The 19,277-nt window shown below is 61.3% G+C and carries 7 protein-coding genes and 4 pseudogenes; 3 read left to right on the top strand and 8 right to left on the bottom strand.

Translation table 11 applies throughout. The features are described 5' to 3' along the window. Window positions 1-337: arginase family protein (locus JFT80_RS23625; protein WP_201149801.1), on the bottom strand; the 337-nt coding region annotated here is incomplete at its 3' end. Window positions 338-601: 264 nt separating this feature from the next. Between JFT80_RS23625 and JFT80_RS23620 the strand changes: the two genes are divergently transcribed. Beyond that, window positions 602-1,495 carry a LysR family transcriptional regulator gene (locus JFT80_RS23620; RefSeq protein WP_064388311.1) on the top strand — a complete coding sequence of 298 codons (894 nt, stop codon included), beginning with the start codon at window positions 602-604 and terminating at the stop codon, window positions 1,493-1,495. Window positions 1,496-1,498: 3 nt separating this feature from the next. Next, window positions 1,499-2,093: pseudogene (locus JFT80_RS23615) on the top strand (tRNA-uridine aminocarboxypropyltransferase). Between the two features lie 130 nt (window positions 2,094-2,223). On the opposite strand, the gene JFT80_RS23610 reads toward JFT80_RS23615, so the two are convergent. From JFT80_RS23610 to JFT80_RS23600, 3 genes and pseudogenes are all read right to left on the bottom strand, one after another. Then, window positions 2,224-3,597, bottom strand: a complete 1,374-nt coding sequence (locus JFT80_RS23610; RefSeq protein ID WP_201149797.1) for an HlyD family type I secretion periplasmic adaptor subunit — start codon at window positions 3,595-3,597, stop codon at window positions 2,224-2,226. 9 nt (window positions 3,598-3,606) lie between these two features. After that, window positions 3,607-5,765, bottom strand: a pseudogene (locus JFT80_RS23605) (type I secretion system permease/ATPase). Between the two features lie 135 nt (window positions 5,766-5,900). After that, window positions 5,901-7,259: a TolC family outer membrane protein gene (locus tag JFT80_RS23600; RefSeq protein ID WP_201149795.1), complete on the bottom strand. Its 1,359-nt coding sequence runs from the start codon at window positions 7,257-7,259 to the stop codon at window positions 5,901-5,903. A 607-nt stretch (window positions 7,260-7,866) separates the two neighbouring features. On the opposite strand from JFT80_RS23600, the pseudogene JFT80_RS23595 reads away from it, so the two are divergent. Beyond that, window positions 7,867-15,776: pseudogene (locus tag JFT80_RS23595) on the top strand (retention module-containing protein). A 112-nt stretch (window positions 15,777-15,888) separates the two neighbouring features. Here the strand turns inward: JFT80_RS23595 and lapD are convergent. The 4 genes and pseudogenes from lapD to JFT80_RS23575 all read right to left on the bottom strand — a co-directional run. Beyond that, window positions 15,889-17,829: a cyclic di-GMP receptor LapD gene (gene lapD / locus JFT80_RS23590; protein WP_201149792.1), complete on the bottom strand. Its 1,941-nt coding sequence runs from the start codon at window positions 17,827-17,829 to the stop codon at window positions 15,889-15,891. A 32-nt stretch (window positions 17,830-17,861) separates the two neighbouring features. Further along, window positions 17,862-18,569, bottom strand: coding sequence for a cysteine protease LapG (gene lapG / locus JFT80_RS23585; protein WP_122837902.1), 708 nt, complete (start codon window positions 18,567-18,569; stop codon window positions 17,862-17,864). Between the two features lie 118 nt (window positions 18,570-18,687). Then, window positions 18,688-19,083 (bottom strand): YbaN family protein, encoded by a 396-nt coding sequence (locus JFT80_RS23580; protein ID WP_201149790.1) that lies wholly within the window; start codon window positions 19,081-19,083, stop codon window positions 18,688-18,690. 10 nt (window positions 19,084-19,093) lie between these two features. Next, window positions 19,094-19,277 (bottom strand): annotated as a pseudogene (locus JFT80_RS23575) (YecA family protein); the annotation flags it as partial.

The raw sequence follows: 19,277 nt of genomic DNA, 5'->3' as shown, positions 1-19,277 counted from the left end.
GGATGTTGTCGTAGGATTCTTCGATGATGCGCACGGCGTCGAGCAGGTTGAAGGTGTTGATCGCCACGTCACCGATGTCGGCCACCGACAGCGAATCGAACGGAGCAGCGCCGGTCGCCATGTTGTACGGGCGAATCATGACCGATTCGGCGCGGATTTCCCGAGGTCCAAAACGGGTGCCTGGGCGAAGGGAGGTACCGATGTCCAGGGGCACGCCAACGAAGGCAGCGTCCAGACCGGCAGCGGTCGGCACATGGGGAAGTCGCATCATGGTGGCGATGCCGCCGAAGCGCGGCATTTCGTTGCCGCCCAGTGGTTGGTGAAGAATCTTGTCCACGGGTTCAGGCCTCATCATTTTTTTGTATTAGGCGCCGATGATGCGAAATGTAGTGCGGCGAAAGAATCGCTACGGGCAAAAACTTAGTTCAGATTTTTCTAAACTAATGGAACATGGCGGCGGTAAACTTAACGGCTGATGGCAGGAGCTGCCGCAGGTTGCGATCTTTTGATCTTTATTCTTCGCGGCGTTGTACCGCCGAAAGTCAAAAGATCGCAGCCTGCGGTAGCTCCTACAGGTAGCTGCTGCAAATCCGGAGTCCCCATGGCCAACGCTTTACCCGACCTGAAACTGCTGCGCATTTTTGTCAGCGTGGTTCGCCATCAGGGGTTTGCCACTGCCCAGCAGGAGCTCAACCTGTCGACCTCGGCGATCAGCACCTACATGAGCCAGCTCGAAGCCGCGCTTGGGCTCGTGCTGTGCCATCGCGGGCGTGGCGGGTTCAGCCTGACCAGCAAAGGTGAACTGTTCCATCAGGAAACCCTGCGCCTGCTCGCCGAACTCGAAGGCTTCGAGCAATACGCCGCCGCGCTCAAGGGCGAACTGCGCGGCACGCTCAACCTCGGCGTGATCGACTCCACTGTCAGCGACAAGGCCCTGCCGTTCGCCGAAGCCATCGGCGCCTACAGCCAGGAACACCCGGCGGTGCATTTGCATTTGTCGGTGATGAGCCCGTATGAGCTGCAACTCGGTGTGCAGGACAACCGCCTCGATCTGGCCATCGGCGCGTTTTCCACGCGCATGAGCGGTCTGGTCTACATGCCGCTGTACCGTGAGCAGCACTGGTTGTATTGCAGTAGTCGACATCCATTGTTCAATGAACGGCGCATTCCAGAGCAGGTCATCACTCAGCAACGCATGGTCGGGCGCGGTTACTGGAGCCAGGCGGAACTCGCCCGGCACGGCTTCAAACACAGCGCCGCGACCGTGGAAAGTATGGAGGCGCAGCTGATTCTGGTGCTGTCCGGGGCCTATATCGGTTATCTGCCGGAGCACTACGCTCAGGCATGGGCCGACAAGGGTGATTTGCGGGTTTTGTTGCCAGCGACGTTTGGCTATCAGGCACCGTTTTCGATGATCATGCGCCGCGGTCGTAGCCGTGAGCCGCTGATCCAGACCTTCCGTGATTTGCTCAAAGCACAGCTCAATCAGGCTTGAATAATGTCCAGAATCCATTGCCCGCGCTGCCTGCGCCCAGAAGCCCATTGCCTGTGCCCACTGATCCCGAGCCTCGACAGCCGCACCCGGGTGCTGGTGCTGCAGCATCCGAGTGAAGTCAACCACGCGCTGAATACCGCACGTTTGGCCGCGCTTGGCTTGACCAATGCGGAGCTGATCGTGGGCGAAGTGTTCGCGGATCTGCCGGCGTTGTTGAATCAACCGGGGTACCAGGCGCGGCTGCTGTTTCCGGGCGAGGATGCGCAGACGCTGCAGGGCTATGGCGCAGATGATCAGCCGCTGTTGCTGGTGGTGCCGGACGGTACCTGGCGCAAGGCGCGCAAGCTGCTGCACCTCAATCCGCTGCTGGCGACTTTGCCACGGGTGACGCTGGCTCGGGGCGGAGTGTCGCGGTATCGATTGCGCAAGGCACCTGGGCCGGGGGCTTTATCGACGGTGGAGGCCATCGTGCAGGCGTTGCAAGTGCTGGAAGCGCCGATTTCCTTTGAGCCATTGCTGAAGCCGTTCGAGGCGTTGATCGAGGGGCAGATCGCGGCGATGGGGAGGAGGTTTTTTGCGTAATCATGGGCCGAAGTAGGCGTTGCTCGTGCCGGCCTCTTTGCGGGCAAGCCCGCTCCCACATGGGATCATCAGCGTTCACATTACCCTGTGAGAGCGGGCTTGCCCGCGAAGACGGTAGAGACTGTTACTACCACTCCAGACCAGACCTATCGTTCGCGCATCGCCTCGGTCCGTGCCTTCAGCACTGGTTTCAGCAGATAATCCAGGACACTTTTCTCCCCGGTAATAATATCCACCGTCGCCACCATCCCCGGAATGATCAGCAACGGTTTCACGTCCCCGCCCAAATGGTTTTTATCGGTCCTGACCTGAATCAGATAGAAGCTGTTGCCCTTGTCGTCAGTAATCGTGTCAGCGCCGATCAGCTCAAGCTTGGCGCTCAGCCCACCGTAAATCGTGTAGTCATAAGCACTGAACTTGACCATGGCTTTCTGACCTGGATGCAGGAACGCGACGTCCTGCGGCCGCACCTTGGCTTCAATCAACAAATTGTCTTCCAGCGGCACGATTTCGACCATGTCACTGCCCGGCTGAACCACGCCGCCGATGGTGTTGACCTTCAGTTGCTTGATCACGCCATGCACCGGCGAAGTGACGGTTGTGCGGCTGACGCGGTCGTCGATGGCGATGCTGGAAGCGGTGATTTTCGACAGGTCGGTGCGTTTCTGATTGAGGTCCTTGGCCGCGTCGGAGCGGAAGGATTGTTCGGACTCGTCAATCTTGCTCTTGATTTCAGCAATCGCCGATTCCGCCCGAGGAATGGCCAGGGTCGTGGCGTTCAACGAGCCGCGAATTTCCACCGCGCTGCGCTTGAGTCGCAGGATTTCCACGGGTGACACGGCACCGGTGCCGACCAGCGGTGCTGACATGTTCATCTCTTGCTGCAGTAGGGCCAGGCTCGAACTGAATTGCCCCTGTTTCGAGCGAAATTCGGCCAGCTCCTGAGTTTTCTGGCGCAGTTGTTCGGTGAGGGTGCGTTGCTCACTGGCCAGCCGGCGCTGGCGCTGGTCGTACAGCGCCCGTTCGTCTTCTGCGACCTGTGGTGCCTTGGCGACCACCTCGTCAGACAGCTTGAACGGACGTCCCTCGGCTTCGGCGGAGAGGCGTTCAACCTGCGCGGTCAACGCATAGCGATCGGCCTCGCTTTCACCCTTGTTCGACAGAAAACGCGTGTCATCCAAGCGCAACAGCTTGTCGCCCTTGTTCACCATCTGCCCTTCACGCACGAAGATTTCGGTAACGATGCCGCCCTCAAGGTTCTGGATCACCTGGACCTTGCTCGATGGAATCGCCTTGCCTTCGCCCATGGTCACTTCTTCGAGCACGGCGAACTTGGCCCAGACCAGCGCGCTGATCAGCAACGCCGCCGCCAGCCACACGGTAACGCGCGACCAGCGCGGGGAATCCTGCAGGGTCGCGCCGGCGGTCTCCGGCATGAACTCGCTCTCGGCGCTTTTCCTGAAACTGCCGAAATAACCGCGCGGCTTTGCATCGGGCGAGTCGGATGATGATCGGGCCATGGGCAACTCCTACACCGCCGCCGAGCCGACGCGGCCCTTGCGCAGTGCATCGATGACCGCGTCTTTCGGGCCGTCGGCGACGACACGACCGTTGTCCAGCACCAACAGCCGATCCACCAGGCTCAGCATCGAGGTACGGTGGGTGACCAGCAGCAGGGTTTTGCCTTGTACCCAGTCATGCAGTTTCTGCCGCAGTTGGTCTTCGCTGCTGTTGTCCATGGCGCTGGTCGGTTCGTCGAGCAGCATGATTGGCGGGTCGAGTAGCAGCGAGCGCGCCAGCAACACCGCTTGGCGTTGCCCCCCGGAGAGCAGTTGCCCACGTTCGCCCACCGGCCGGTCGAAACCTTGCGGATGCTGGCGAGCCAACTCGGTGACACCGGTCAGCTCCGCCACTTCGAGCATCCGCGAGTCACTGACATAGCGGGCGCCCAGCGTCAGGTTATCGCGCAGGCTGCCGGCCAGCAGCGGCAAGTCATGGGCAACGTAGCCGATCTGCTGGCGCAAGTCGGCGACATCCAGTTGCCGCAGGTCAAGACCATCGAGCAGCAACTGGCCTTCTTCGGGTTCGTAGAAGCCCATCACCAGTCGCGCCAGGGTGCTTTTGCCCGAACCACTGCGGCCAATGATGCCGACCCGCTCACCCGGTTTGAGGCTGAAACTGACATTGCTCAGGGCCGGCGCATTCTGGCCGTTGTAGTGAAAAGTCACGCCGCTCACGTCCAGAGCGCCTTGCAGTTGTGTGCGTTCCAGCGGTCGCTGTTTGCCGTCGCGCTCTTGCGGCAGCGACATCAGCGCATCGGTGCTTTTCATGGTCAGTTGCGCTTGCTGGTAACGGGTGATCAGCCCGGCGATCTGCCCCAGCGGCGCGAGTACACGGCTGCCGAGCATGTAGGTCGCCACCAGCGCACCAACGCTGAGGTTGCCGGCAATGATGCTGTAGACCCCGGCGACGATGGTCGCCATGCCGGAAAATTGCTGGATGAACAGGGTGCCGTTGGTGGCCAGGGCCGAGAGATTGCGGGCGTGGCTGTCGAGGCGGGTCAGGGCGCCGTGGGTGGTTTCCCATTTGTGCTGGCGCTCGCTTTCGGCGCTGCAGGCCTTGAGTGTTTCCAGGCCGCCCAGGGTTTCAATCAGCAGCGCCTGGCGTTCCGCACCCAGGGTCAGGCTTTTTGCACGGTGTCGCGCAGACGCACTTGAATCGCCAGCGCGAAGATGATGGTGATCGGAAACGCCAGCAGCGGAATGACCACCAGCCAGCCGCCGAGCAAACCGATCACCACCAGCATCAGTACAACAAAAGGCAAGTCGATCAGGCTGGTCAACGTCACCGCTGTCAGAAACTCACGCAGGCCCTGGAAGTCATGAATGCTCTGCGCGAAACCGCCGATGGTCGCCGGTCGTGCCTTCATCGACATGCCAGTGATGCGTTCAAACAACGTCGCAGAAAGAATCACATCGGTTTTCTTCCCGGCGGTGTCGAGCAAGTGCGCGCGCACCACCCGCAGCACCAGTTCGAAACCGGTGCCGATGAGCAGGCCGATCGACAGCACCCACAGGGTCGACGTGGCTTGGTTCGGCACCACGCGGTCGTAAGTCTGCATGACGAACAGCGGCACCATCAGGCCCAACAGGTTGATCAGGAAACTGGCGAGTATCGCGTCGCTGTAGAGCCATTTCGATAGCTTCAAGGTGTCGCGAAACCAGGCATGCACGCGGGGTACCAGCGGCGAACGGAGGTCTTCGAGTTCATGCCGGGGCCGAGCGAACAGCGCCTGGCCGCTGTAATTTTCAGTCAGCTCTTCACGGCTGACCCATTGTTCGCCACCGTCGGCTTCGCTGGGCAGGATGAGCAGGCGGCCATCGTCTCCCAGACGTCGCAGAACGGCCGTGCGGCCGTTGCCGAGTATCAGCATGACTGGCAGGTTGAGAGGAGAAATATCCGCCAGGTCCCGGCGCAGCACGCGCGCCTGCAAACCGGCCCGGGCTGCTGCGCGGGGCAGCAGGTCCAGGCTCAGGCGTTGTTTGTTCAGGGGCAGCCCGGCACTCAGGCTGGCGCGACTGACCGTCGCGCCGTGGAGTTTGCAGAGGATCAACAGCCCGTCAAGAAGCGGGTCGTCGAAGCCAAGACGCGGATCGACACCAGTGTTGCCGGTTTCCATGCTGGTCAAATTGATCGCTCCAGGTGAACGGGCTGCCACATCAACACAACACATACCGCACGGGGAGGAGCGGGCGAAGCCTGCGATTTCCTGATCTGAAAAACATCAAAAGATCGCAGCCTTCGGCAGCTCCTGCATAAAGGGTTACTTCAGTTCCGGCAGGCGTGCTTCGTTTTTCACTTCAGTCGCGGCGATCGCATCCGCTGGCAATACCACCCGTTGCTTGCTCAACAACTGACCCATGTTCGCCAGTACGCGGTACATCGAGTATTCCTCGGTGTAGCGAATTTCGGTGTAGCGACGGTTGGCGTTGTACAGCTCGTTTTCACTGTCGAGCAAGTCGAGCAGGGTACGTTGGCCGAGGCCGAACTGATCCTGATACGCGGCGCGTACGCGTTTGGTGGTTTCGGCGTATTCGCGGGCGGTCGGGGTTTGCTTCTTGGCATTGACCATCGCGTTCCAGGCCAGGTGAATGTTTTCGTTGAGCTGACGCAGGGCGTTGTTGCGGATGTCCATCGCCTGATTGATCTGGTGCGCGTCGGAGGCCAGTCGGGCCTTGTCGCTGCCGCCACGGAACAGGTTGTAGTTCATGATCACGCCGACACGCCATTCGTTGTCGTGGCCTTCGTCGCCCTGCACGTTGTTGTTCGCGCCCACGGCCGCTTCAGCGTCGAAGCGTGGGAAGAACGGCGACTTGGCAACTTCGTACTGGCTCTCGGCCGATTGCACGTCTGCCTGGGCGGATTTCAGGTACGGGTTGTTCTCCACCATGCTCTGCTGGGCTTCCTGCAGGGTGGCGGGCAACTCACCGCGGGTCGAAGGCAGGGTTTCCAGTTCATCCGGCAGGCGACCCACCACGGCGTAGAAATTCGATTCGGCGTCAGCCAGGTCGACTTCGGCGGTGTCCAGGTTGTTTTGCGCCAGCGCTTTACGGGCGACCGATTGATCGGAGTCGGCGGTGCTGCCAATGCCGCGCTCGGTGCGCAGGCCGATCTGATCGTTGACCCGCAAGTGCGCCTGCAAATTGTTCCGGGCCAGAGTCACCAGTTCGCGGCGCTTGAGCACTTCGAGGTAGACCTCAATGGTGCGCAGCGCCAGATCCTGAGCAGTGCCTTGTGCGTAGTAGGCGCGCGAGTTGGACACGCCCTTGGTGCGCTCGACCTCGTTGGCGGTGTTGAAACCGTCGAAGAGCATTTGCCGCAGACGCAGCTCGGACTGGGTGTAATTGAGAATGCGCGTGTCGTGATTGCCAAACGCGCGAGTGTTGGTGTTATCGCTGTAGCCGCGACCGTAAGCGGCGTTCAAGTCGACGGACGGATAGAACCCGCCCTTGGCCACTTTGACTTGTTCATCGGCTGAAAGGCGGGCGTCCACGCGCGAGGCGAGTTCCGGGTGGGTGGCGATGGTGCTTTGGATCGCCTCGGTGAGGTTCATGGCCTGGGCTTGAGAAGTGCAAGCCATGGCCAGCAAAACCGCGCTGCAGAGGGGGGTTAGAACGCGCATGGGTGCATCTCCCTGAGTCCTGATGATGCTTATCAGTCGCCAAATATTTGACGGCATTTATAGTGAAAACCGTTTCAAGCTTGTAACAACAGAGCTAAGAACATCCTGAAGCGTAGCTAAGAAAAAATTTTCATAAGGCTTATGCCGAAAAAAACTTATGCGCTTTGTAAAAACCGGCACATTGTTCACTCGTGGAACCCTTGTATTACGAGCTCTAGGGAGCTTGCAAGGGCAAATCGAAAGTTCCAACCATTTATCGATAACGGACGATGGAGTGCTGGAGGGGAAGGAGGCGGGGCAGTTTGGGGGTGACATTTTTTTGTCACTTGACCGGTTCAGAACTGTAACGCATCGCTGGCAGGTGATCATTTTTGCCGATTAGTAGCCCAAAGCCATTGAATGTATTGGGTTTATTCGAATCAGGCGCTGATTGCCCATACGCGACAGGCTTGGCGAGAAAGTCGCCAGGGCCACGGTTGACCCGGAATAATCCGGGGAAAAACCCGTAGCCCGGTAGACGATTCACCCGGCAACTGGCTTTTTTCCATGAGCACGATCTTCGCAAAAAACAGGCTGCCGGCAACGGTTGGCAGCGGAGGAAATGCACATGGCTACGCTCATCGGTATCGTCACTAAAGTCATTGGTCAGGTGGTTGCTGTAGCGGGTGACGGCACCCGACGCGCGCTGGTCGAGGGCGATCGGCTGTTTGCCGGCGATCAATTGGTCACCGGGGCCGAAGGGGCGGTGGCGGTGAAGCTGCACAATGGCCAGGAGCTGACGCTTGGGCGTGGCAGCAGCCTGCAAATGACCTCGCAACTGCTCGCGCACCAGGCGCCCCATGTGCAGACGCCGGAAGCCGTGGCGCCCAGCGAGGCACAACTGACCGACGTCGAACGCCTGCAGAAAGCCATCGCTGCTGGCGAAGACCCGACTCAAACCGGTGAAGCCACTGCGGCCGGGCCAACGGGCAGCACCGCTGCCGGGGCCCTGGGCGGCGGACACAGTTTTGTCCTGCTCGAAGAAGTGGCAGGCCGGGTCGATCCGACCGTGGGTTTCCCGACGGCAGGATTCAACGGCATTCCAGAGTTTCCCCTGGAGCGCATCTTCAACGATCCCGACAACAGCCTCGATAACCAGGACGACGCCACACCTCCTGTCGTCGTGCCACCGTTGGTCGTGAACAACCCCGTCATCCTTGGCGGCCTGAATACCTCGGGCGGGGAGCTGACCCTCAACGAGGCCAATCTTCCCGACGGCACGGCCAGCAACCCCTCGGCCCTGATCCAGAACGGCACCTTCACCGTGACAGCGGCCGATGGCCTGCTGAACCTGAACGTGGGCGGTATCAGTGTGATCAGCGGTGGCGTGGCGGCAGGCTTCCCGCAATCGATCACCACGCAGCTGGGTAACACGCTGACGATCACAGGTTATGACCCGGCCACTGGTGTGGTGAGCTACAGCTACACCCTCAATGGCAACGACACCCATTCGGCGGGTGATGGCGCGAACTCCCTCAGCGAACAATTCACCGTGGTGGCGGGCGACACCAATGGCGACACGGCTACGGGTTCCCTGGACATCAACATCACCGACGATGCACCAACAGCGATCGACGACAGCAACGCCAATACCGCCTCGGAAACGCTGTTGACCCTGACCGGCAGCGTGCTGCCCAACGATATCCAGGGTGCCGACCGCATTCCCACCGGCCCCAATAGCGGGCCGGTAATTGGCGGTACGTTCACCGGCACCTACGGCACCCTGGTGCTCAATCCGAACGGCACCTACACCTACACGCTGAACCCTAATGACGCCGACTTCAAAGCCCTGCACGGTGGTGGCAGCGGCACGGAAAGCTTCGTCTACACCCTTACCGATTCGGATGGTGATACCAGCACCGCAACGCTGGTGCTGAACATTCACAACAACGATGACCCGATCGATATCGGCGGGCTCGGCGTGTCAGGCGGCGAGCTGTCCGTCTACGAGAAAAACCTGGGCGACGGCAGCGCGCCGGATGCTGGCGCACTGACCCAAAGCGGCACCTTTACCATCACTGCGCTCGACGGTGTGCAGAACCTGAGCATTGGCGGGATCAGCGTGGTGAGCGGTGGCGTCAGCGCAGGTTTCCCGCAATCGGTCACCACTCCGCTGGGCAGCACGTTGACCATCACCGGTTTCAACGCCACAACCGGTGTCGTCAGCTACAGCTACACCCTGGTCGACAACGAAGCGCATCCAACCGCCAACGGCGCGAATAACCTGCCTGAGCAGTTCGCCGTCACCGTGGTCGATGACAACGGCACAACCGCCAACGCGACCCTCGATGTGAACATCATCGACGACCTGCCAAAAGCGGTGAACGACAGCAACGCCGGCACCGCCTCGGAAACCAATCTGATCCTCACCGGCAACGTCCTGACCAATGACGTGCAAGGCGCCGACCGCGTACCGACTGGCCCGGTCACCGCTGGGACCTTTACCGGCACCTACGGCACTTTGGTGTTGAACGCCAACGGCACTTACACCTACACCCTCAACACCAACGACGCCGACTTCAAAAACCTGCACGGCGGTGGCAACGGCACCGAAACCTTCGCCTACACCATCACCGATTCCGACGGCGATACCAGCACCGCAAACCTGGTTTTGCAGATCCACAACAACGACGATCCGGTGGTCATCAGCGGTCTCGATGTCAACGGTGGCGAGCTGACGGTTTACGAGAAAAACCTCAGCGACGGCAGCGCGCCGGATTCCGCTGCGTTGACCCAAAACGGCACGTTCACCATCACCGCACTCGACGGCGTCACACGCTGACCGTCGGTGGCATCGCCGTCGTCACCAATGGCGTGGCTGCCGGGTTCCCGCAATCGGTTACCACTCCGCTGGGCAGCACGTTGACCATCACCGGTTTCAACGCCACAACCGGTGTCGTCAGCTACAGCTACACCCTGGTCGACAACGAAGCGCATCCAACCGCCAACGGCGCGAACAACCTGCCTGAGCAGTTCGCCGTCACCGTGGTCGATGACAACGGCACCACCGCCAACGCGACCCTCGATGTGAACATCATCGACGACCTGCCAAAAGCGGTGAATGACAGCAACGCCGGCACCGCGTCGGAAACCAATCTGACCCTCACCGGCAACGTCCTGACCAATGACGTGCAAGGCGCCGACCGCGTACCGACCGGGCCAAGCGCCGGGCCGATCACCGCCGGCACATTCTTAGGCACCTACGGCACGCTGGTGCTGAACGCCAACGGCACTTACACCTACACGCTGAACACCAACGACGCGGACTTCAAGGCCCTGGAAGGTCGCGGCAAAGGCACTGAGACGTTCGCCTACACCATCACCGATGCCGACGGCGATACCAGTACCGCAAACCTGGTTTTGCAGATCCATAACAACGATGATCCGGTGATCATCGGCGGCCTGGATGTCAACGGCGGCGAACTCACCGTCTACGAGAAGAACCTCGACTGGGGTACCAACCCCGACGCGCCGGCGCTGACCCAGTCCGGGACCTTCACCGTCACGGCACTCGACGGCCTGAACTCCCTGGTCGTGGGTGGATTCGCGGTGGTCGCCAACGGCGAGGTGGTCGGTTTGCCGCACACCGTGGTGACCCCGCTGGGTAACTTCCTGACCATCAACGGCTTCGATCCCGTCACGGGCGTGCTCAGCTACAGCTACACCCTGGTGGGCAGCGAAACCCATCCAGCGGCCGACGGCGCCAACGCCCTCGTCGAGAATTTCGACGTAGTGGCGCACGACAACGACGGCAGTTCTGCGTCGGGCCAGATCAACGTCAACATCATCGATGACTTGCCCAGTGCCAATCCGGACTTCAAGCAGGTGCAAGAGGGCGGGACGGTCGGCACCAACGTCCTGGTCAATGACATCGGCGGCTCCGATGGCCCGGCGGCCACGGGTGCGGTGGTCGGCGTGCGTGCCGGCAGCGACACCTCGACCTCGGCCAGCGGTGGCCTCAACACCAATATCAATGGCGCCTACGGTTACCTGACCCTGGATGCCAACGGCAACGCCACCTATCACAGCAACCCGAACAGCGTCAGCGGGCCCGGCGCGATTGATGTATTCACTTACACCGTGCGCGATGCCGATGGCGATGAGAGCACCCACGCTCACCATTGACGTCTACAACAGCTGTCTCAAGGCAGTGTTCGACAGCGATGTGACGGTGTATGAAAAGGCTCTCGACCTGACTAAAGATGGCCAGGACCTGGCGGCTGGCACCGTCGCCGGCAGCCAGCCGGGCAATACTGGCGAGACCGCTTCCGGTACACTGGTGGGCTCGGTCACTGGCGCCGTGGGTGCGATCACCTACGCCCTGGTGGGTAGTGCCACGGGCAGCTATGGGCAGATTCAGCTCAATGGCGACGGCACCTATACCTACACCCTGACTTCGCCGGCGAGCACCACCCCGCAGGCCAACGATGGCCCCAACACCCTGAGCGAAAGCTTCACCTACCAGGCGACCGATTCCCTGGGCAACATCACCACCAGCACCATCGTGGTGAACATAGTCGATGACGTGCCAAAGGCTGTGGACGACAGCAACGCCGACAATGCGTCGGAAACCCGCCTGACCCTCGACGGCAATGTCCTGACCAATGACGTGCAAGGCGCGGACCTTGTCGCGACCGGCCCGAACACCGGCCCAGTCACGCCGGGTACATTCGTCGGCACTTACGGCACCCTGGTGCTGAACGCCAACGGCACGTACACCTATACGCTCGACACCAACGACGCGGACTTCAAGGCCCTGGAAGGTCGCGGCAAAGGCACTGAGACGTTCGCCTACACCATCACCGATGCCGACGGCGATACCAGCACCGCCAACCTGGTGCTGCAGATCCATAACAACGATGATCCGGTGATCATCGGCGGCCTGGACGTCAACGGCGGCGAACTCACCGTCTACGAGAAGAACCTCGACTGGGGCACCAACCCCGACGCGCCGGCGCTGACCCAGTCCGGGACCTTCACCGTCACGGCACTCGACGGCCTGAACTCCCTGGTCGTGGGTGGCTTCGCGGTGGTCGCCAACGGCGCAGTGGTCGGGCTGCCGCACACCGTGGTGACCCCGCTGGGTAACTTCCTGACCATCAACGGCTTCGATCCCGTCACGGGCGTGCTCAGCTACAGCTACACCCTGGTGGGCAGCGAAACGCACCCAGCGGCCGACGGCGCCAACGCCCTCGTCGAGAATTTCGACGTAGTGGCGCACGACAACGACGGCAGTACTGCGTCGGGCCAGATCAACGTCAACATCATCGATGACTTGCCGAGCGCCAATCCGGACTTCAAGCAGGTGCAAGAGGGCGGGACGGTCGGCACCAACGTCCTGGTCAATGACATCGGCGGCTCCGACGGCCCGGCGGCCACCGGTGCGGTGGTGGGTGTGCGTGCAGGCAGCGACACCTCGACCTCGGCCAGCGGCGGCCTCAACACCAATATCAATGGCGCCTACGGTTACCTCACCCTGGATGCCAACGGCAACGCGACCTACCACAGCCGGCCGGACTCGGTGGGCGTAGCGGGCGCGACTGACGTGTTCACCTACACCGTGCGCGATGCCGATGGCGATGAAAGCACTACCACCCTCACCATCGACGTGTCCAACAGTTGCATCAAGGCGGTGTCCGACACCGACGTGACGGTCTACGAAAAAGCCCTCGACCTGACCAAGGACGGCCAGGATCTGGCCCCCGGTACGGTCACCGGCAGCGATCCGACCAACACCGGTGAAACCGCCACCGGCACGCTGGTCGGCGCGGTCACGGGCGGCAGCGGCGCGATCACTTACACCCTGGTCGGCAGCGCCACAGGTACCTACGGCCAGATCCAGCTCAACGCCGACGGCACCTACACCTACACATTGACCTCGGCGCCGAAAACCTCGCCGAACGCCAACGACGGGCCCAACAGCCTGAGCGAAAGCTTCACCTACAAGGCCACTGATGCCCTGGGCAACACCACCACCAGCACCATCGTGGTGAACATCGTCGATGACGTGCCCAAGGCCGTTGCTTCCGAGCGTTCGGTGGCGGCGGTGGAAATCGATTCCAACCTGCTGTTGGTGATCGACGTGTCCGGCAGTATGGCCGATGCGTCCGGCGTGCCTGGCCTGTCGCGCCTGGCCCTGGCCAAGCAGGCGATCAGTGCCTTGCTCGACAAGTACGACGACCTTGGCGACGTGAAGGTGCAGATCGTCACTTTCAGCAGCAACGCCACCGACAAGACCGCGATCTGGGTTGACGTGGCCACGGCCAAGTCGATCATTTCGGGCCTGACGGCGGGCGGCGGGACCAACTACGATGCCGCCGTGGCAACCATGAAGACCGCGTTCAACACGGCCGGCAAACTGACCGGCGCGCAGAATGTCGGCTACTTCTTCTCGGACGGCAAACCCAACGAAGGTGACATCAACGCGGCCGACGAGGCTTCACTCAAAGCCTTCCTCGACGCTAATAACATCAAGAACTACGCAATCGGCCTGGGCAACGGCGTCAGCAATGCCTACCTCGATCCGGTCGCCTATGACGGCAGCACCCACACCAACACCAATGCTGTGGTGGTGACCGATCTCAACCAGCTCAACTCGGTACTCTCGGGCACCGTGCAGGGTGCCCCGGTCACGGGCACCTTGCTGGAGGGCGGAAACTTTGGTGCCGATGGCGGTTTCATCAAGTCCATCGTCGTCGATGGCACAACGTACACCTACGATCCTAAAGCGTTGAACAACCAGGGCTCACTGATTTCCAGCGGCGGGGACAACCACGGCACGTTCAACACGGTAAACAACTCCCTGAGCATCGCCACCAATAACGGCGGTACGCTGGTCATCAACCTCGACAGCGGTGAGTACAACTACACCTCGCAGAAAGCCACGAACGTGGTGATCACCGAAAATATCGGCTTCACCGTCAGCGACAACGACGGCGACCTGGCGAGCTCGACCCTGGTGGTCAAGGTCGTGCCGAACGCCGCGCCCGTGGCCGTCGACGACCACATCATCACCAACGTGCTGTCCGGCAGCGTGGTGGTACCTGGCGAATTGTTGCTGGCCAACGACACTGATCCCGAAGGCGATACCCTCACCGCAGCGCCGACTACCTTCAACACCGGTTGGGTGGCCAGGGGCGCGGACTTTGTCGGCACCGGCGCGATCAACTTCAAGGGCAGCAATAACACCGTCGCGAACCAGAACCTGGCGGATGTGCGCGGGTCCTTCGCGGCCAATACCGCAGCGATGACAGCCGTGCTGGTGATCAGTGGTTATCTGGGCTCTGTCACCAGTTCCAATGCCAATGATGAAGACCTCATCACGGTGAAACTCAAGGAGGGTGAGACCCTTAATCTGGATCACAACCTGGCGGGCGGTCGGATTGCCATGGAGTACTCACTCAATGGCGGTGCCTTCGTGACCCTTGCCGATGGCGCTACCATCACGGCCGATGCCGATGGCACGTACAAGATCCATGTCACCAACATCACCAATCCCGGCGGCGGCGTTGGCGCCAACAACGCCGAAAACTACCAGCTGACCATGACGGTCAGCTACGCCGGTGCCCATGATGTCACCCCGGACTTCAACGGCGCCTACAGCGCCAATGACACCCACGGCGGCAGTGACACGGCGAATGTGACCATCAGCTACCAGGACGGCCATACCCTCACGGGTACCGCGGGTGACGACGTTCTGGTGGCCGGCACCGGCAACAACGTGCTCAATGCCGGCGATGGCAACGACGTGTTGACGGCGGGTGCCGGTAACAACGAACTGCACGGCGGTGCTGGCAACGACCTGTTGTTCAGCGGGGCAGGTAACGATCTGCTGGACGGCGGCGCTGGTATCGATACCGTCAGCTACGCCCATGCCACCAGCGGTGTCACCGTCGACCTGGGCCTGCTCACTGCGCAAAACACCGGAGGCGCCGGCACTGATACCCTCACCGGCCTGGAGAACCTCACCGGCTCCAACTTCAATGACAGCCTGATGGGCGACAACAACAGCAACATCATCACTGGCGGCCTGGGCAACGACATCCTCAACGGCGGTGGCGGCGATGACTTGCTGATCGGCGGCATGGGCAACAACACGATGACTGGCGGGCCGGGAGCCGACACCTTCCAGTGGCTCAAGGGCAACAGCGGCCACGACACCATCACCGACTTCACCCCCGGCACCGACAAGCTCGACCTGTCGCAACTGCTCCAAGGCGAAAACGGCACCACAGCGTCGCTGGACGACTACCTGCACTTCACCGTCACCGGCACCGGCGCGTCAGTCGTGACCAGCATCGACGTCAGCGCCATGGCCGGCGCCACGCCGAACCAGACTATTGACCTTGCCGGTGTCAACCTCGCCAGCCACTACGGCGTCACGCCGGGGGCGGGTGGTGTGGTCGCCGGGGGCATGACACGGCGACCATCATCAACGGGATGTTGAATGATCACTCGTTGAAGGTGGATACGGTTTGATCTGAAAAGTGAAGTAGCGAGGCTGATCTCCTGTGGGAGCAAGGCTTGCCTGCGATAGCGAAGACGCCGTCGCGGGCAAGTCGTGCTTCCACCGTGGGGGGCAGCTACCCCGTCACATTGGCTCAGGCGGCCCGATGAACCTGCCCATGACCCCATACACCCCTAATTCCCTGATCGTCGCAAACTCTCCCTGGGTCTCGACCATCTCCGCAATCAACGGCAAATCAATACTGTTGGTTGCCCGGAAGATCGCATCAATGAACAGGCGCTTGTCGCCCTGGCGATCTATACCCCGGATATACGCACCATCAATCTTCAAGTAAGCCAACCCCAGCTGTGTCAGGTTGCCGATCTGGCTGAAGCTACCGCCAAAATGCTGCAGCCCGACGCGATAGCCGGTGTCGAGCAGGCTATGACACAAATGCTGCAACTCCAGTGGGGGCGGCAGTTGGCGTTCGTCGATTTCCAGGGTCAGCAGCGGCGCCAGATCGGGTAACGATTCGAGCATGTCGAGTATCTTCGCCAACTGCGCCGGATCGCGCAGGGTGCTGCCAGACAGGCTCAATGCCAGCGGCCAGCGATTGACGACAAGGTAATCGAGGGTCGCTTCGAGCATCGCCAGGTCCATGCGCGCTGACCAGCCCAGACGCTCTATCCAGGGCAGGAAATGCCCGGCGGCAATCGCCTCGCCGCTGGGGTCGAGCAAGCGTGCCAGGACTTTGTGGTGAAGCACCTGGCTGGTGTCGGCGCATTGCACCACCGGCTGAAAGTACAGCTGCATATTCCCCTGCGTCAGGGCTTCGTCGATCCAGGTGCGCCAGTCGTGCTGGGACTGGTTCGGCGCGCAGTCACCGCTGTCCAGGTATGTCCACGGCCGCTCGGGGTGTTGCCGGGCCTGAGTCAGGGCTTGATCCAGGCGCAGCAGCACCGCATTGGCGGATTCTCCCGGGTGATAGGGGACGATGCCCAGGTGCGCCACTGGCATGCTGTCACTGGCGCCGGTCAGGCGCAGGTTCTCCAGGGTGGCACTGACTTCCGCGACCAGGCGGGCCGCGTCCGCCTGGCCCAATCCAGGTGTCAGCAAGCTGAACTCACCGCCACGATTACGCGCAGCCAGCCAGGTACGACGCTCGGGTAGTCCGCAAAGACGCTTGAGCAATTCGGCGACTGCGCTGATCAATGCATCAGTGCGCTGTCCGCCCATGCGCTGATTCAGCCCCGCCAGATCGTTGATCCGCAGCATCAGCAGGTGGCCCTCACTGCTCTGCTCGGCCACCAGCAAATGATCCGCCAATTGCTCGTCCAGTAACCGTCGGTTGGCCAGCCCGGTGAGGCCATCGAGGTAGGATTCGGCGCGCAGTTTTTCGCTGCGAGCGGCTTCTTCGGCGAACAGCGCCTTGAGCTTTTCGACCATCTGATTCATCGCCAGCACCACGCGTTTCAATTCCGGGGTGCGGGGCAATTTCGTCAGGCTGCGAAATTCGCGTTTGCTGATGGCTTCGGCCTGTTTGACCATCTTGTCCAGCGGGCGCAATTGCCGGCGCAGCAACCAGCCGCCGAACACCGCGCTGAGCAGCCCGCAGATAAGCAACCAGATCAGGCTGCCCAATGTACTGTCCCAGAGCTTGGCCAGGGCAAATCGCGGGTTGCTCAATACTTCGACCCGGGCGAATTGCTCCCAGCCGCGCATGATCAACGCTTCACCTCCCTGGGGACGCAGGTCGACCAGCCTGGTGAACCAGCCGGGCACACGTTCGCCGCGGGCCTGGGCGCTGCGCTCCACCAGCACCTGCTCATCGGCAATGCTGACCACCCGGATGCGGGTGAAGTAGCCACTGTCGAAAATCGAGCTGACCATCAACTCCATCATCGCCGGATCGTCTACTTGCGCGGTCAATGACAACCCCAGCGCCGTCGCCGCGTCCTGGGCGTGTGAGCGCAACTGCCCGAGCATCTGGTCGCGGGAGCTTTCCAGGCTGACAAAAAAGCTGCCGCTGAACGCCACCAGCAGGAACAGGCAAATGGCGAGAAACAATTGTTTGCGCAGTGACATAACACGCTCCTTGCGAGACCTTGCGAGGACGACTAGCCGTCGCCCACGGCGAAACCTTCAACCTGCATTTTTTTCAACACATCCTGCCAGCGCGACAACTTTTTCGAGTCGCTGGAACGCTTGCCGCCGTTAGCTCCCGGCAGGTAAAGCCCCTCGGCATTGAAGGCGTAGACCGGTAGCAGGTCCTTGCGCCGTGAGGCGGGGGAGATCTCGCCCACCAGGTTGTCCAGCACCAGCGGATCGGCCGTTGGGCTGCTGTAGAAGGTCAGTACCATGTGCGCCTGGTTCTGGGTCAGGGCTTTGACGTAGGTGATGCGCAATTTGTCGCTGGGAATGCCGAGATGGCGCAGGCTGAAATACTTGGCCAGGGCATAGTCCTCGCAGTCGCCCGCGCCCTTGACCAGGGATTCGACGGGTGTGGCCCAGTAATCGACCTGGCGCCAGATGCGCGTATCGTCCTGGAAAGTCAGTTGCTGGTTGAAGAAGCGATTGACCGCATTGAGTTGCTCGCGCTCTGGCTGATCCTGTTGACCTTGCAGCAACTGGCTCCAGGCCTCTATCCGCCTTTGCGCGGGACCCTGCGCGCCGTATCGGGCCTGGGCGTTCTGCAAGACCTGCGCATAATCCCAGCTGGCGAAGACCGCACCCAGGCCCGGCACCAGCCAAAATGCCAGCAGCAGCCATCCGCCGAACCGAAGTCGGAGCGTTGACCATCCTGGACTACGCCGGCGACGGGGCATGTCGGGCTGCTCGGGGTGCAGATGGATGGAGTCTAGGCGGTGTTTGCAGGGGAAGAGGGCAGATCGTCGGTTGGCAATGCAGTTGCATTGAGTCACAGGGGATGCTGTGACGAGGCGATCAGGGCTTGCGCAGGGTTTTCTGTTTGAGGATGTAAATGGTCACCAGCACCGCACTGGTCAACATGAAGCCCCGCGCCCACGGCATCGGTACCAGGTAGCAGGAAAACCCGATGCTCACCCACATCAGCCCGATGGCGTAGACCTTGCCCTTGAGCGGAATGCCGTTGCCATCGAGGTAATCGCGGATCCATGGCCCCAGTCGCGGATGCTCGACCAGCCATTGATAGAAACGCGGAGAGCTGCGCGCGAAGCACGCGGCCGCGAGGAGCAGGAAAGGGGTGGTGGGCAGGACAGGAAGGAAAATACCGATCACCCCTAATGCCACGCTGAGCCAGCCAATGGCCAGCAGGACGTAGCGCAACATCAGGGAGCGGTTGCCTATGGGATTGTCCATAGGCTGCGACTTAGTGATGACGTGGTTTGAGGATGGCCGGTTTTTCGTCAGGCGCGTTGCACAGCAGGTACAGCGCGGTCAGGGCTTCCCGGGATCTGCACGATCATGTCGTCCATCAGGTTGGCATCGGCGGCGATATCGGAGAATTCCGGTTGCTCGTCGAACAGGCCCGAACCGACCATGATCGGCAGCAG

The organism is Pseudomonas sp. TH10, assembly GCF_016651255.1.
In the GTDB taxonomy this organism is placed as follows: domain Bacteria; phylum Pseudomonadota; class Gammaproteobacteria; order Pseudomonadales; family Pseudomonadaceae; genus Aquipseudomonas.
The sequence above is the reverse complement of the archived record's forward strand: the minus strand, read 5'-3'. Positions and strand labels throughout refer to the sequence as shown.

Excerpts from the sequence above, each read along its gene's own strand:
- JFT80_RS23580 (WP_201149790.1), bottom strand. The coding sequence starts at position 19,083 with ATGGACAATCCCATAGGCAACCGCTCCCTGATGTTGCGCTACGTCCTG.
- lapD (WP_201149792.1), bottom strand. The coding sequence starts at position 17,829 with ATGTCACTGCGCAAACAATTGTTTCTCGCCATTTGCCTGTTCCTGCTG.
- JFT80_RS23610 (WP_201149797.1), bottom strand. The coding sequence starts at position 3,597 with ATGGCCCGATCATCATCCGACTCGCCCGATGCAAAGCCGCGCGGTTAT.
- lapG (WP_122837902.1), bottom strand. The coding sequence starts at position 18,569 with ATGCCCCGTCGCCGGCGTAGTCCAGGATGGTCAACGCTCCGACTTCGG.
- JFT80_RS23620 (WP_064388311.1), top strand. The coding sequence starts at position 602 with ATGGCCAACGCTTTACCCGACCTGAAACTGCTGCGCATTTTTGTCAGC.
- JFT80_RS23600 (WP_201149795.1), bottom strand. The coding sequence starts at position 7,259 with ATGCGCGTTCTAACCCCCCTCTGCAGCGCGGTTTTGCTGGCCATGGCT.